We start from the raw sequence: 15905 nt of genomic DNA on the forward strand, positions 1-15905 counted from the left end.
TATACCATGAGAAAATTATTCCTCTTTCTAGTTGTCTTGTTTTTGTCGTTTCAGCAGGTCACTTTAGCTGCAATCAAGGAAATGACGAGTACACCCGATTCGGTTTATCTGTTTTCTTTTGCAACTTCCGGAGACGACGGACGCAGCGGACTCCGTTTCGCCTGGAGTACAGATAAAGAAAACTGGTTTGAAATTGGCCGGAACTACGGATATCTCCGGTGCGATTATAGCCGCTGGGGATCACAGAAGAAAATGCTTGATCCTTATTTGAAACAATCGCCCGATGGCGAATGGATTTGTACCTGGAAACTGAATGACCGTGATGGATACGGCCAGGCTACTTCCAAGGATTTAATCAACTGGACTAGTCAGAAATATCCCCGTACTACGCCGGATTTTGACGGAGTGAGAGTGAAAGCTATTGTTGCCGGAGAAGAGCAGAAAGGAAATATCAACCGGGTAGTTTGGACCTTGGTGGATGGATTGGATAAAAATTATGGCTGGAATCAATATCGGAACTCATTACATGGAGAACGTCCGGTACAGGATGGAGAACGTTTTGCCGGTTTGAAGCCTGTAAAAGCAACGGTCACTGTACAACCGGAAGGTGCAAAGGCCATTAGTGATGTATTGCTGGGCGCTTTTTTTGAAGACATCAATTATTCGGCAGACGGAGGACTCTACGCAGAACTTATCCAAAACCGCGACTTCGAGTACGACCCTTCGGACAGGGAAGGAGATAAGAACTGGAACAGCACTCATTCCTGGGCACTGAAAGGAGAGAAAACGACTTTCACTATTGATACTACCGACCCTATTCATATCAATAACCCACATTATGCCGTGCTGAATGTGGAACAACCCGGAGCTGCATTAGAAAATACAGGTTTTGATGGAATCGCACTGAACACCGGAGAGAAATATGATTTTTCCATCTTCGCCCGGGTTCCGCAGGGTAAATCAAATAAATTGCAGGTTCGTCTGGTAGATGGAAAAGGAAATGTGTGTGGAGAAACTTCTCTAACAGTATCTTCCCGTCAATGGAAAACATATAAAGCAGTGATAGCTGCTAAAGCTACTGCGGACACTCATCTCGAAATCATCCCTCAATCTGTTGGTGAATTGAATCTGGACATGATTTCCTTATTCCCGCAAAGTACATTTAAAGGACGTAAGAACGGGCTTCGCAAAGATCTGGCTCAAGTGTTGGCTGATATTCATCCCCGTTTCATCCGTTTCCCCGGTGGTTGTGTGGCTCACGGTGATGGTTTGAAGAACATTTATCAATGGAAAAATACAGTAGGCCCGTTGGAAGCAAGAAAAGCGCAGCGTAACCTTTGGGGATACCATCAAAGCATGGGATTGGGTTATTTTGAATATTTCCAGTTTTGCGAAGATATTGGTGCGGAACCGCTTCCAGTGCTGGCGGCTGGTGTTCCTTGCCAGAACTCTGCCTGTCACGGCGACTTGAGAGGAGGGCAGCAAGGCGGTATTCCAATGAGCGAAATGGGAGCCTATATTCAGGATATTCTTGATCTGATAGAATGGGCAAACGGTGACGCAAAGAAGACAAAGTGGGGAAAGGTACGTGCCGAAGCCGGGCATCCGAAACCATTCAATTTGAAATACATCGGTATCGGAAATGAAGATCTTATCACTGATATCTTCGAAGAACGCTTCACGATGATCTTCAATGCCATCAAAGAAAAATATCCAGAAATGATTGTTGTCGGTACAGTGGGACCATTCAATGAGGGTACAGACTACGTGGAAGGATGGAAGTTGGCGGACAAACTGGGTATTCCGATGGTCGACGAACATTATTACCAGACTCCGGGATGGTTCCTGAACAACCAGGATTTCTACGACAAATACGATCGTTCGAAAAAGACAAAAGTATACTTGGGCGAATATGCAACTCACATACCGGGACGAAAGGCGAATATCGAAACAGCACTGACAGAAGCTCTTTATCTTGCAGCCTTGGAACGTAATGGCGATGTTGTCCACATGACTTCCTATGCCCCTCTTCTCGCTAAAGAAGGACATACCCAGTGGAATCCGGATTTGATTTACTTCAATAACCGGGAAGTGAAACCTACCACCGGCTACTATGTTCAGAAACTCTACGGACAGAATGCCGGGAACGAATATTTTCCGTCGCAGATCACTCTTGATAATAGAGACGATCAAGTGCGGAAACGCATTGCTTCTTCTATTGTCCGTGACTCGGCAAGTGGTGATGTGATTGTGAAACTGGTCAATTTACTTCCCGTAGAAGTGAATATGAATGTCGACCTTTCCGGAATCGGTGCTATACAGTCTTCTGCAAAAAGAACCGTACTGACCGGCAAACCGGTCGATACCCCGCTACCTGTTGAAGACACGATGGAAGTAGCAGAAAAGTTTGACTATCAATTACCTGCCTATTCTTTTACGGTGATCCGCATAAAGAAGGCAAATGAGAAATAACAGAAAAAAGTGAAGATAATAACGACATAGATAATATGAAGAAGATAATAAGTACCCTGCTGGCTAGTTGCTGTCTGACTTCTCTGATAGCACAGGAAGTGGTAGTGAAAGGGCCGGATGAAAAACTGCAATTGGTTGTATCTGCTTCTCCAGCCGAAAAGCCAAGTTATTCGATTACCTACAATGGAAAGACAATGTTGGAGAAATCTCCTTTGGGTATGAATACGAATATCGGTGATTTTGCAAAAGGGATGAAACTGACAGGACACGCTGTTACTCCGATTGATACTGTCTATCATCAGGATCGTATTAAAACCTCCAAAGTGCATTATCAGGCAAACGAACTGATTTGTAATTTTGAGAATCCGAAAGGGCAGAAAATAGATGTAGTCTTTCGTGTCAGCAATCACGATGTAGCTTTCCGTTATACTCTTCCGCGTCAGGATGGAAAAGGAAGTGTAACGGTAACTGCCGAAGAAACCGGCTTTTGCTTTCCGCAACAAACAACTACTTTCTTATGTCCGCAAAGCGATGCCATGATAGGTTGGAAACGTACCAAACCCAGTTATGAGGAAGAGTACAAGGCAGATGCTCCCATGAGTGACCGTTCGCAGTACGGGCATGGCTACACGTTCCCTTGTCTGTTCCGTATCGGTGACGATGGTTGGGTATTAGTCAGCGAAACAGGTGTGGACAGTCGTTATTGCGGTTCTCGTTTGAGCGATGTAAGCGAAGGCAATCTGTATACGGTTGCTTTCCCGATGGCTGAAGAAAATAACGGTAACGGAACTTCTGCTCCGGCATTTGCCCTTCCCGGTGCTACTCCCTGGCGTACCATAACTGTTGGCGAAACCTTGAAACCGATTGTGGAAACAACCGTTATCTGGGATGTCGTACGTCCTCTTTATGAAACGAAGCATGACTACCGTTTCGGACGCGGCACATGGAGCTGGATTCTCTGGCAGGATGGTAGTATCAACTGTGACGATCAGGTGCGCTATATTGATTTTGCAGCTGCAATGGGGTATGAGTATGCCTTGATCGATAACTGGTGGGATACGAACATCGGCCGTGACCGTATGAAATCTTTGATAGAATACGCACGAAGCAAAGGAGTGGAACTCTTCTTATGGTATAGCTCTTCCGGCTATTGGAATGATATTGAGCAGGGGCCGGTGAATCACATGGACAATGCCATTATCCGCAAACGTGAAATGAAATGGTTGCAAAGCCTTGGAGTGAAAGGAATCAAAGTTGATTTCTTTGGTGGCGACAAGCAGGAAACGATGCGCCTGTATGAAGATATTTTGAGTGATGCTGACGACCACGGTCTGATGGTAATCTTCCACGGTTGCACCATCCCTCGAGGATGGGAACGTATGTACCCGAACTATGTAGGCAGCGAGGCTGTACTGGCCTCCGAAAATATGGTTTTCGGCCAGCACTTCTGTGATGAAGAGGCTTTCAATGCCTGTCTGCATCCGTTTATCCGCAATGCGGTGGGTTGCATGGAATTCGGTGGTTGTTTTCTGAACAAACGGCTGAATCGCAACAATGACGGAGGAACTACCCGCCGTACTACTGATATATTTCAATTAGCCACTACCGTATTATTCCAGAATCCGATACAGAATTTTGCGCTTGCTCCCAACAACCTGAAAGATGTTTCCCCTGTTTGTATGGACTATATGAAAACGGTTCCTACCACATGGGATGAGACACGTTTTATTGACGGATATCCGGGGAAATATGTAGTTTTGGCGCGTCGCCACGGTGATACCTGGTATCTGGCAGCAGTGAATGCCGGGAAAGAAATCGTAAAGTTGAGGCTGGATTTAGATATGTTTGCCGGAAAAACTGTTTCTCTGTATGAGGATGATAAAAAAGGAGAACCGCAGCTTCTGCCGTTGAAAGTGAAAGAAAACGGAAAAGTGCAACTGGAAATCCTTCCACAGGGAGGTGTTCTATTGGTGAATAGAAGCGTGGCGGGATCATATGGGAAATGATTGTTCGGCAAAAGTTTGGTAGAATCATTATTTATAGCGTAATTTGTGTAGCATAAAAAGTACTACAATAATTACGCTATAAATAATTGCTTGAATATGAATGACGTAAATAATCCTTTTTTGATTTATGCCTATGCTGGTCCTAAGTATTTCTGTGATCGGATAGAAGAAACGGAACATTTGATTTCCGCTTTACGGAATGGAAGAAATGTGACCTTAATGAGTCCTCGCCGTATGGGTAAGACCGGATTAATACAGAACGTCTTTCATCAGATACGACGGGAGTATCCGGAGGCAGCTTGTTTTTACATGGATATTTTTTCTACGACATGTCTGGATGATTTTATCATTCAGTTCGGGCAGACTGTGATTGGTAAATTAGATAATTTATCGCAGAAGACGCTGGCGACAATCAGTGGCTTTTTTAGAAGTTGTCGTTTAGTGTTTTCCCCCGATGTCTTAACGGGAGTGCCACAAGCAACTCTTGATTTTCAACCTTCCCAGGCACAGGCAACATTAAAAGAGATTTTTGATTACCTGGAACATTCGGGAAAAGAATGTTATATCGCTATTGATGAATTTCAGCAGATCACTGAATATCCGGAAAAAGGAGTAGAAGGCTTGTTGCGTTCTTACATTCAATTTTTACCTCATGTACATTTTATTTTTTCAGGAAGTAAACAACATCTGATGGCAGAAATGTTTGGTTCAGCGAAACGTCCTTTTTACCGGAGTACGGAAAAGATGAATCTGGCATCCATCCCTTTAGAGCATTATTCTCTTTTTGCCATACGTTGGATGCAGGCCGGAGGAAAGGAATTGAGTGATGAACTCTTTCAGATGATTTATCGACGTTTTAATGGGCATACATGGTATGTACAGTATGTGCTGAACCGACTTTATGAACAAAAGGAGCCCGTCTTGAATGAAACCATATTTGAGAAATGTTTGGCAGATATAGTTCGTTCCGAGGTGGATGAATACCAGCGTTTATATGGTATGTTGACCGAAAATCAGTCAACTTTGTTGCGCGCTATCGCCCGGGAGCAATTCGTAACGGCTATTAATAGTTCTATATTTATTAAGAAATATGGATTGAAAGGTTCGAGTAGTATTAATGCAGCCCTTAAATTCCTGATTAATAAAGAATATGTATTTAAGGCGGAAGAGGGATATTGTGTATACGACCGTTTTATGGAATTGTGGTTGCAGACATTACCTTACGCTGGTATACTAAAATAATCATATTCAAGAAAATACCCTTCACCTTTCACAATGCCCTATTCATCGGTATTAGCGGGTGAAGGGCAGGCTTTCACTTTCCTTTCACCTTTCTACCCTGACTTTCACAGATTGTCCAGTTTGCTAAATCCTTCATCTATAGTTGGCAGAAGAAGTGTTAGCAGATAGCTTCCGGACTATTATAGGAAAACTTCTTTTCTATAAAGGATAAACTTCCTTTGTATAGGAACCAAACTTTCTTTGCCTTATAAGAAAACTATAAATGCAAGCTTTGATTATATAAATGAAACTTGCATTTGTATAATCAAAGCTTTTGTTTTTATAAACGCAACTTGCAATTATAGATTGCATTTAATGAAAAGCAAGTTTACATACTGGTAATAAGAAGTTTACCAGTAATCAAAAGAAAGTTTGTTGTTAATGAAAAAGAAGTTAGTTAGTAATGAGTAGGAAACAGGTTAGATATGTCTTTAGAAGTAACAGGTGGAGAAGAATTATGCAGGGTTAAGAAAACGGAGGGTGAAAGGCGGATGAAAGAGTAACCTTCACCCGCAAATGCCGATGAATAGGGCATTGTGAAAGGTGAAGGCTGTATTTGTGAAATTAAAAAATAGGTGTTAGGGGGAAATCTACCGATTGGTTACTGTTTATTTCCCCAGTGTGAGATGGTGGGAATAAAGTTGAAACTTTATAATTTTAAGCCAACTCTCTTTCCCTTATAAGAAACTGATTGATCGAACGTCGTAGCATCACCGTCACCACAACCTTTTCCCGGTTCTACAATGATAATATTGAATTTACGATTTTTCAGCATTCCTTTGTAATTACCTTGGCGGTCGTTAATCGTCAGGGTGCGGTCTTTATCATTCCACTTCATGGCAATGGTAGTGTGTGCTCCCTTTTCGTAATTGTAGTTGTCGAACTCATCTTCGTAAAGAGTAAATTCAGCGTCGGCGCCCGGATAAATGCGAAGTGTCAGATTATCCCATTTCTTTTCGGTGGAATATTGTACAGCCGGTCCCCAAGGTAGGATAGAACCTGCACGGACATAGACAGGCATGATGTCGATAGGCACTTCACGCTGGATGGTTTGTCCGCCTTTCAGGCTTTTTCCGGTCCAGAAATCAACCCATTGGGCACCTGCGGGTAGATAAACATCTGTCTTTCCTATCTTATTCATATTCTTCTGATAGCCGTTCTGTTTGTTGTCCTGCCATGTATAAAGCGAATCAGTTACGGGGCGGACAAGGAAATTACGGCCAAACATATACTCTGTATCCATCTCAAGTACTTTCTTATCTTTAGGAAAATCCATCATGAGTGGTCGGATGATGCTGCCCGCTTTGTTGGTAACTTCCCATGAAGTGCTGTAGAGATAGGGCAAAAGGCGATAGCGCAGGTGAGTATATTTTTCGAGTGCGTCATAAGCCCAGTCTCCTTTCTTGCCGAACTGGTATATTTCCACAGCTACCGGACTGGAATTGTGTGAACGCATGATCGGCTGGAATGCTCCCCACTGATACCAGCGCACGTGCAATTCATGATAAGCGATATTGTGTACATTATTGTTATATTTCCATGCGAAGAAGCCGCCCAGGTCGGTATTCCAGTATGGTATGCCGCATAGTGAGTAATTTAGTCCTGCCGCCAGTTGTTTCTTCATCACTTCCCAGGTAGAGACTACATCGCCGCTCCATGAATGTGACGCATAACGTTGCTGTCCTAGGAAAGACGAACGTGTGAGCAGGAATACCCGTTTGTCGGAAGTGGTGGCACGTTGATGTTCGTATACACCCTTGTTGGACATCAAAGGAAAAGCGTTGTGCACTCTGCGGAATGAACCCAGATAAGTGGGGGTATCAAAATCTTTGTCCTTGATTTCCAGATGATCCGGCTCGGTAGAGTCGAGCCACCAGCCATCCATTCCGAGATCGAAGATATTCTTTTTCATTTCTGCCCAATACATATCGCGTGCTGTCGGATTGAACGGATCGTAAGGTTTTACTCCGGCTTTGGGAGGCCATGTCTCGAAGTGAAGCAATGCTTTCAGGCTATCCATTTTCTGGTACATCTCTGTCCACGGACCGAACGAGGCCCATACTGAAATCATGATATGTGCATTCTGTTTATGTACATAGTCGATCATTTCTTTCGGACTTTTGATGCGTGGCGTTCCATAATTAGCATTTCTGTCTTCTCCGTTCGGGAGGAATTTCATGTATTCCGGATCACCCATTTTGTTGATATAGCGTGGGTTTTGGAATTTCATCGAGTTCCAGTTTTCGTTGCATCCCCAATATTGCCAGTCTTGGATGATACCGTCCAGTGGTACTTTCAGTTCACGGTACTTGTCTACTACTTCGCAGAGTTCGTCCGGACTTTTATAGCGTTCGCGGCATTGCCAGAATCCCAGTGTCCAGAGCGGATAGAGCGGGGCCTGACCGGTCAGCTCGCGCACTCCGGCTATTACACCGTCCGCATTGCCACCGTAAATGAAATAATAATCAGCGCAGTCGCCTACTTCCGAGTCGAACGACATCTCTTGCGGATTGTCGAGGAAAGTAGTGGGAGAGTAATTATCCCAATAAAGGGCATATCCTTTGACGGAATGAATAAACGGAATACAGATACTCATATTTTGATTGCGGAGGAGTAGTTTCTGGTTACGTTGGTTCACTTTACCCGTCTGCTGCTGTCCCAATCCGTAGATTACTTCGTCTTTATCCAGCAAAAAAGCCTGGCGGACATTGAAAGACGGAACACCTGCATCATTGAAAGGAGTGAATTGCGTTCCGTAATCTTTGTCCGTCAACAGACATTGGCCGGACGAATCGAAAAAATGGATACCCCCAGTCTTCGGGTTCACTTCCAGTTGGATAAGACGACTGCTTAATGTCACATTTTTCCCCTTTTCACCGAAAGAAACAGGAGTTGTCTCAGGCGTTTTGACAATGACCAGACTTTCTTTATTGCAAGATTTCTGACTGGGCGTCTTATAAACCCTGACAATGGAGGGTGAATAAAACTCAATGTTGACATCCATCCCCTGTGTGGCACACTTGATGCCTTGTGAGGTACGTTGTACATTTTGTGCTGTACCATTGCCTGCTGCAACCATTGTTGCACATACCAGCAAGAAACCGGCTTTTCTAATAAGATTCATTTTCATGGTTTTTAGTGCTTTATGATGCAGCAAAAGTAGGGCAGAGGCAAGTAAAACGGACAATAATCAGGTTGAAACAAACAGTAATCACGTTGATTTCTTCACTTTTTCGGCATATTCTGACGGGCGGCATCCGTACATTTCCTGAAAGCATTTGCTTAAATAACTGGAACTGCTAAAACCTGTGTGTTCCGCAATTTCTGTAATACTTAGCTTGCCCTCTGTTATCAGTTGTGCTGCCCGTTGCAGACGAATGTTGCGGATAAAGAGGCTGGGAGACTGATCGAGCATAGTCACCAGTTTGCGGTATAATCCCGTTCGCTCCATACAGAGGTCGCGGCTTAGTTGCTCCACCGAATAGCCATTGACGTGCAGATTCTGTTCCACCAGTTTGATGGCTTGTGCCAGAAATGCAGATTCTTCCGTGTCCTGTTGCTGATGGTCGGGAGACGTTTCTTCTATGCTACAGGTTAGAGAATTATTTTGTTCGATCAGGTTGCGTATACGGAGTAATAGAATCTCTTCTTTATGCTTGCGTTCCATTTCCTTTCTGCTCCAATAGATATACAATCGGATACCGGTGAAAACAATCAGTAATAAAATGATTGCATACAGGATATAAGCCGTGGTTGTTTTCCACCACGGTGCATGGATGGTTAATTTTATTGCTGTCACTTTGCCGTTCCACTGAAGAGGATTGTCCGAAGCCATGACTTTGAATGTATAATCTCCCGGTGGTAAATTGGTGTAAACAGCTTGAAGAAGACCTTTCCCCACAGTCGCATTTCCCTGTCTTCCTGCAAATGTACTCATCCATTGCGGGTCGATACCTTCCAGTTGATAACGGTAGTATGTGCGTTCATGATTGATATAATTCAATGCCGAAAATTCGAAAGTCAGGAAGTTTTGGTTATAGTCCAGTTCGATTTCGGTTGTATAAGGAGCAGCCTTGGACAGGATGATGCGGTTGCCATATTCTTTTCCAGTATTCACCTTTTCTCCATACAAGCGTAAGGCTGTGAAAACCGGCGGATCAGGAAGCATCGGATGAATGGAGTCCTTGTCGGGATGGAATATGTTAAAGCCATCAATACCACCCAAATAGAGAGTGCCGTCGGAAGAACTGAATACGGCATCTTTTATGTATTCGCCGTCCAAAGCACCGTCCAACTGATTGAACCGGGTGAAACTGATGTTCTTATTCTCCGGATTTATGTGGATGCGTGTGACACCATTACTGGTCGTTACCCAGATGTCTCGATATTTATCCTCAATGATACCCTGGATAAAGTTATTGCTCAATCCGTTTTCGCGGTAGAAGGTACGTGGGATAGAGTCGTTTTCGCTGGTGAAAAGTTCCAGTCCGTCAGGAGTTCCTGCCCATGTCCAGCCGCGTGTGTCGGTATATAATGTATGATATACTTTGTTTCTGAAATAACAGTTCCTTGGGGTGTTCAACCGGTTCAGGATTTCAGGAGAAATTGTAGGGATAGCTGCCGATTTCAATACATGGGATTTCTGCTCATTGACTGTCAGTCGATAAACTCGGGAATGAGCTTTTAGATAGATATTTCCATCTTTATCTTCGGCGAAAGATTCAATATTGATTTCTTCTTCCGGGGAGACGGGAAATGCATTGCGACCTATATGAGTCAGTTTATGCATGGACGGGTGATGATATAATAATCCCCGATTGAAAGTTCCGAGCCATAACCCTCCTTGCCGGTCTTGAAAGACAGTGCTGATTTCGGTAGAGACAATCTGTCTGTTTCCGGTTTCCAATAGGGGGATGTATTTTTGTGTTCCTGTGTGGAGGTCAATAATCCAAAACCCGTGAACGCAACTGATATAGGCTTTCTCACCATTAGGGGTAATGATAAGGGTATTGAGAGTATAGTTCTGTTCGAAGAGTTTTTTCCATGTGCGCTTGTGGCTATTGAAATAGAATAAACCGCCTTTACGCCCGTTGCGTAGTTGATAGAAGCCGTCTGCGCTTTTGATGACGAGAGAAGTATTTTGATATTCAGCCTGTTCGGATGCAGGATAAGCGGCTATATTGTATACAGTTTTTTGGTCGGCTATGTGGTAACAGGACACTTCGCCTGTGTCATAGAATAAATATAGGGAGGTACTGTCGGCATTCAGGTCCTGCAATTTTCCGGAATACTTGCCGGGCAAGGTTATACGGGTCTTGTTGTTTAATTCCAGTAATTCGTTAGCAATGAGTAGCCAGGTGTGTCCTGAACCGTCTACAAAAAGGTCTTCTACGGGGGCTTGTATCTCTCTGTTCTTAAAGTAAGCATCTAAATCAGGAATGTATTCCTCTCTGTACAGGTCAATGCACATCAGTTTGTGAGTATCTTTAATCCATAACAGAGAATCCCCACTCTGGTAAATGCGGTAATGCCCGTTATATTGGTTTAATGGATATACGTATTCCGTGGTGCGGTGAAGATAGCTGAAATGTACACCGTCGTATAAATTTACATTACCGCTGGTGGTGAATACCATTCTTCCGTCGGGCAACTGGAGGATATAACGTATTTGGTTATCACTCAATCCTTGCGACGCATTGATGGTGGTGAACAGGAATCCACCGGCATATATGAACGGTGTCATCCTGAAACAGAAAAATAAGCAGAGCAGAATCCGTATGTTTCTCAAGCTATTGGTAGTCATGGCTATTTCAATATTACAAAGGTAATTGTTTCTTTCGGAAATAAAGAGGATAGGGGGAATAATTATGATATAATCATTCTTGCGATATCATTCCTAATCTTTTAACACCCTTCACTTTGTCTACGCGAGGAAATCGTTTATCTTTGCGTAGTGAATACTTAAATATCATCCCATTATGATTTACCCCATAGGAATACAGAACTTTGAGAGTCTGATAAATGACGGTTATGTGTATGTGGACAAGACGGCGTTAGTCTATCAAATGGCTACTACCGGACGTTATTATTTTCTTAGCCGTCCCCGACGTTTTGGGAAGAGCTTGCTTCTTTCTACGCTGGAAGCTTATCTGAGTGGGAAAAAGGAACTTTTCAGAGGGCTTGCCATCGAGAAGCTGGAACATAAATGGGAGGAACATCCTATTCTTCATCTTGACTTGAACACCGCCAAATATGACGCGATGGATAGCTTGAATCATGTTCTTGATGACAGTCTCAAAAAATGGGAAGAGATATATGGCACCTTTCCTACAGAAGTAACCTTCGCCCTGCGCTTTAAAGGAATTGTAGAACGTGCTTACGAAAAGACCGGTCATCGCGTAGTTATTCTTGTGGATGAATATGACAAGCCTATGCTGCAAGCTATTGGCAACGAGGTGTTGCAGGCTGAATATCGCAGCACGCTGAAAGCTTTCTACTCTGTACTCAAAACGCAGGACCGCTATATCAAACTTGCTTTCCTGACAGGTGTGACGAAATTCGGCAAGGTGAGCGTGTTCAGTGATTTGAATAACCTGAATGATATCTCTATGGACGGCCGTTACATCAATATTTGCGGTATCACAGACGGAGAACTTCACGAATATTTTGATAATGATGTGGTACTGTTAGGTGAAAGAAATGGGTTGACAAAGGAGGAATGTTACACTAAACTGAAGGAACAGTACGATGGTTATCATTTTGACTACAAAACCGAAGGACTCTATAATCCTTTCAGTATCCTCAATACTTTAGCAAAAATGAAGTTTGCCGATTATTGGTTTGAAACAGGTACACCTTCATTCCTTGTTTATCTGATGAAGAATTCGAATTACCAATTAGATAAACTAACCGAAGAGCAAGTTCCCGGTGACTTTTTGAATAGCATTGACTCCATGTCACGCAATCCTATTCCTGTCATTTATCAGAGCGGATATCTCACGATAAAGGGATATGACGAACGTTTCGGCAACTATCAGTTGGGTTTTCCGAATAAGGAAGTGGAGAATGGTTTCATTAAATATTTGATACCTTTTTATACACCGGTAGAAGAGGAAAAAACCGGATTTTTCATTACTAACTTTATCATGGACATTGAACGTGGAGATCCCGAAAGTTTTATGCAGCGGATGCAATCCATGTTTGCCGATACTGACTACAAGATAACGGGGAAGATGGAACTTTATTTTCAAAATGCAATGTATCTGGTGTTCAAAATGTTGGGCTTTTATACCGACGTAGAACGTACCACTAGTAATGGGCGTATAGACATTGTGTTGAAAACCAAAGACTATATTTACGTGATGGAACTGAAACTTGATGGTACTGCCGACGATGCTTTGCGTCAGATAGAGGAGAAGGACTATGCTTTGCCTTTTGCTAAAGATTCCCGCAAATTATATAAGATAGGTGTTGACTTCTCTTCCGAGACACGCGGCATTAAGGAGTGGAAAATAATCCCTGATGCTGATGCATAGTGCATTGTGAAAGTTATGTAGCGGCCTTAGGGATTAATATATCTTCCCAAAAACAACCAATATCAATATCATGCAAACAGTATAGTTGGTCATTGAAATATGGAATAATGGATAGGTGGAAAGTGGAGTAATGTCGTATTATATATAATGGCAATGAGACTCATTTGCGAAAAGATGGCCTTATAAAAGCTTTTCATACGAATAATGGTCTTTTTGTATCCCTTTTTGACGTAAATTTGGACTCTATTTATCTAAGTATGGAGTACCTTTGTAGACGAAAAACCTAAAATAATATCATGAATTTGAATAGACATTACTTACTACTGTTGCTGATAGCAATGTTGTTGATCCCTGCACAGGATCTGTCTGCGAAAAAGAAAAAACAAGTAAAAGAACCGAACGACCGTGAACTGTGGGCGGGAGTATTATATCGAATGGCTGAACCCGTGCTTAGTAATATGAGTGAGGGCAAGTTGCAACAGAACATGTTGGTAGAGTTGAGTCCGACATGGGATGGACGAAATAAGAATGTCACTTATATGGAGTGCTTCGGGCGTTTGATGGCAGGACTGGCTCCCTGGATTTCATTGCCGGATGATGATACGGCAGAAGGTGTTCAGCGTAAACAGTTGCGCGAATGGGCGTTAAAGAGTTATGCGCAGGCTGTAGATCCGGAAAGTCCCGATTATTTGTTGTGGAGAAAAGAGGGACAGACGTTGGTGGATGCAGCCTATATTGCAGAAAGTTTCATAAGAGGATATGATGCCTTGTGGGTTCCGCTGGACAGTGTGACAAAACAACGTTATATTACCGAATTTACACAACTTCGCCGAGTAGACCCTCCTTATACTAACTGGTTGTTATTCTCTGCCACAGTGGAATCTTTCCTGCGTAAGGCTGGTGCACCGAGTGATACTTATCGCATTGCTTCGGCTCTACGTAAAGTGGAAGAATGGTATGTGGGAGATGGCTGGTATTCGGACGGTCCGGATTTTGCTTTTGACTATTATAATAGTTTCGTTTTGCACCCTATGTATATAGAACCGTTGGAAATCATGACAAATGCCGGTAAGAACAAAGTCTGGAATATGCCGGATTGCGATTATAATCGTGCAGTCAAACGGATGCAACGCTTTGGAATAATTCTGGAACGGTTTATTTCTCCGGAAGGTACGCTCCCAGTATTCGGGCGTTCTATCACGTACCGTACAGGAACTTTACAACCTTTGGCATTGCTGGCATGGAGAGAGTGGCTCCCTAAAGAATTACCAAATGGACAAGTACGTGCAGCTATGACGGCAGTTATCAAACGAATGTTTAGTGATAATCATAATTTCAATGAAAAAGGATTCCTGACTTTAGGATTCAATGGTAAGCAGCCGAATATATCAGACTGGTATACGAATAATGGTAGCTTATATATGGCTTCACTCGCATTCCTCCCATTGGGACTTCCGGCAGAACATCCATTCTGGACTTCACCTGCCGAGGATTGGACAAGTAAGAAAGCCTGGGAGGGGAAAGATTTCCCGAAAGATCATGCTGTTCATTAAGATGGACTAACTAATAAAGATTTATATATGACTAGACTATTATTATTTATTGTAGTTTGTCTTGGCTTGCTGCCGATGCCGGTACAAGCTCAGAAAAACGCTGCATTTATCCCCAGAGAAGTTTGGAAAGATACGGACGGGAATCCGATCAATGCCCATGGTGGTGGACTTCTATATCATAACGGCACTTACTATTGGTATGGCGAATACAAGAAAGGGAAAACCATTTTGCCTGACTGGGCTACGTGGGAGTGTTATCGTACGGATGTGACCGGAGTAGGTTGTTACTCTTCTAAAGATTTGCTGAATTGGAAATTTGAGGGTATTGTACTTCCGGCAGTTAAAGACGATCCAAATCATGACCTGCACCCCTCCAAAGTATTGGAACGTCCGAAAGTGGTTTATAATAAGAAAACGGGCAAATTTGTAATGTGGGCCCATGTGGAAAGTGCTGATTACAGTAAGGCTTGTGCCGGAGTGGCAGTTTCCGATTCTCCTGTCGGTCCGTTCGTTTATCAGGGAAGCTTTCGTCCGAATAATGCGATGAGCCGCGATCAGACTGTTTTTGTGGATGATGATAGACGTGCTTATCAGTTTTATTCTTCAGAAAATAATGAAACGATGTATATCAGCCTTCTGACTGATGATTATCTGAAACCGAGCGGACGTTTTACACGCAATTTCGTAAAAGAATCGAGGGAGGCTCCGGCTGTGTTTAAATATAATGGTAAATATTATATGTTAAGTTCCGGTTGTACTGGTTGGGATCCTAATATAGCCGAGATCGCAGTAGCCGATTCTATTATGGGAACATGGAAGACAATCGGAAACCCTTGTACGGGACCGGATGCAGATAAAACGTTTTATGCCCAGAGTACTTATGTCCAGCCCGTTGTCGGAAAGAAGGATGCATATATTGCCATGTTCGACCGTTGGAAGAAGAAGGACTTGGAAGATTCCCGTTATGTATGGTTGCCTGTGTTGGTAAAAGATGGGAAAATAACGATCCCTTGGCATGAAAAATGGAACCTATCTATCTTTGACAAATAAAAAATAAA

8 protein-coding genes are annotated in these 15905 nt (G+C 43.1%); 6 read left to right on the forward strand and 2 right to left on the reverse strand.

Features of this window, described 5'->3' with window-relative positions; translation table 11 throughout:
- Window positions 1-6 precede the first annotated feature (6 nt).
- The 3 genes from AAHJ11_RS12100 to AAHJ11_RS12110 all read left to right on the forward strand — a co-directional run bounded on the left by AAHJ11_RS12100 (window position 7) and on the right by AAHJ11_RS12110 (window position 5720).
- Window positions 7-2472 (forward strand): alpha-L-arabinofuranosidase C-terminal domain-containing protein, encoded by a 2466-nt coding sequence (locus AAHJ11_RS12100; RefSeq protein ID WP_258979358.1) that lies wholly within the window; start codon window positions 7-9, stop codon window positions 2470-2472.
- Window positions 2473-2507: 35 nt separating this feature from the next.
- Window positions 2508-4478, forward strand: a complete 1971-nt coding sequence (locus tag AAHJ11_RS12105) for a glycoside hydrolase family 97 protein (protein ID WP_258979359.1) — start codon at window positions 2508-2510, stop codon at window positions 4476-4478.
- A gap of 96 nt (window positions 4479-4574) precedes the next feature.
- A complete protein-coding gene (locus tag AAHJ11_RS12110; protein WP_074556753.1) occupies window positions 4575-5720 on the forward strand; it encodes an AAA family ATPase in 1146 nt (381 codons plus the stop codon).
- A 688-nt stretch (window positions 5721-6408) separates the two neighbouring features.
- On the opposite strand, the gene AAHJ11_RS12115 is transcribed toward AAHJ11_RS12110, so the two are convergent.
- Both AAHJ11_RS12115 and AAHJ11_RS12120 read right to left on the reverse strand, forming a co-directional pair.
- The gene (locus tag AAHJ11_RS12115) at window positions 6409-8889 is read right to left on the reverse strand and encodes a glycoside hydrolase family 31 protein (RefSeq protein ID WP_409012860.1); all 2481 of its coding nucleotides are present in this window, start codon (window positions 8887-8889) and stop codon (window positions 6409-6411) included.
- A gap of 81 nt (window positions 8890-8970) precedes the next feature.
- Entirely contained in the window at window positions 8971-11562 is a 2592-nt protein-coding gene (locus AAHJ11_RS12120; protein WP_258979361.1) for a helix-turn-helix domain-containing protein, read from the reverse strand.
- Window positions 11563-11737: 175 nt separating this feature from the next.
- On the opposite strand from AAHJ11_RS12120, the gene AAHJ11_RS12125 reads away from it, so the two are divergent.
- The 3 genes from AAHJ11_RS12125 to AAHJ11_RS12135 all read left to right on the forward strand — a co-directional run bounded on the left by AAHJ11_RS12125 (window position 11738) and on the right by AAHJ11_RS12135 (window position 15897).
- The gene (locus AAHJ11_RS12125) at window positions 11738-13294 is read left to right on the forward strand and encodes an ATP-binding protein (protein WP_148363992.1); all 1557 of its coding nucleotides are present in this window, start codon (window positions 11738-11740) and stop codon (window positions 13292-13294) included.
- Between the two features lie 296 nt (window positions 13295-13590).
- Entirely contained in the window at window positions 13591-14847 is a 1257-nt protein-coding gene (locus tag AAHJ11_RS12130; protein ID WP_217721876.1) for a DUF2264 domain-containing protein, read from the forward strand.
- 27 nt (window positions 14848-14874) lie between these two features.
- On the forward strand, window positions 14875-15897 hold the full coding sequence (locus AAHJ11_RS12135) for a glycoside hydrolase family 43 protein (RefSeq protein WP_258979362.1): 1023 nt from the start codon (window positions 14875-14877) through the stop codon (window positions 15895-15897).
- Window positions 15898-15905: the final 8 nt, after the last annotated feature.

This window comes from Bacteroides sp. 90-K9/2, from assembly GCF_047310725.1.
Lineage (GTDB): Bacteria > Bacteroidota > Bacteroidia > Bacteroidales > Bacteroidaceae > Bacteroides > Bacteroides vicugnae.

Excerpts from the sequence above, each read along its gene's own strand:
- AAHJ11_RS12100 (WP_258979358.1), top strand. The coding sequence starts at position 7 with ATGAGAAAATTATTCCTCTTTCTAGTTGTCTTGTTTTTGTCGTTTCAG.
- AAHJ11_RS12105 (WP_258979359.1), top strand. The coding sequence starts at position 2,508 with ATGAAGAAGATAATAAGTACCCTGCTGGCTAGTTGCTGTCTGACTTCT.
- AAHJ11_RS12110 (WP_074556753.1), top strand. The coding sequence starts at position 4,575 with ATGAATGACGTAAATAATCCTTTTTTGATTTATGCCTATGCTGGTCCT.
- AAHJ11_RS12115 (WP_409012860.1), bottom strand. The coding sequence starts at position 8,889 with ATGAAAATGAATCTTATTAGAAAAGCCGGTTTCTTGCTGGTATGTGCA.
- AAHJ11_RS12120 (WP_258979361.1), bottom strand. The coding sequence starts at position 11,562 with ATGACTACCAATAGCTTGAGAAACATACGGATTCTGCTCTGCTTATTT.
- AAHJ11_RS12125 (WP_148363992.1), top strand. The coding sequence starts at position 11,738 with ATGATTTACCCCATAGGAATACAGAACTTTGAGAGTCTGATAAATGAC.
- AAHJ11_RS12130 (WP_217721876.1), top strand. The coding sequence starts at position 13,591 with ATGAATTTGAATAGACATTACTTACTACTGTTGCTGATAGCAATGTTG.
- AAHJ11_RS12135 (WP_258979362.1), top strand. The coding sequence starts at position 14,875 with ATGACTAGACTATTATTATTTATTGTAGTTTGTCTTGGCTTGCTGCCG.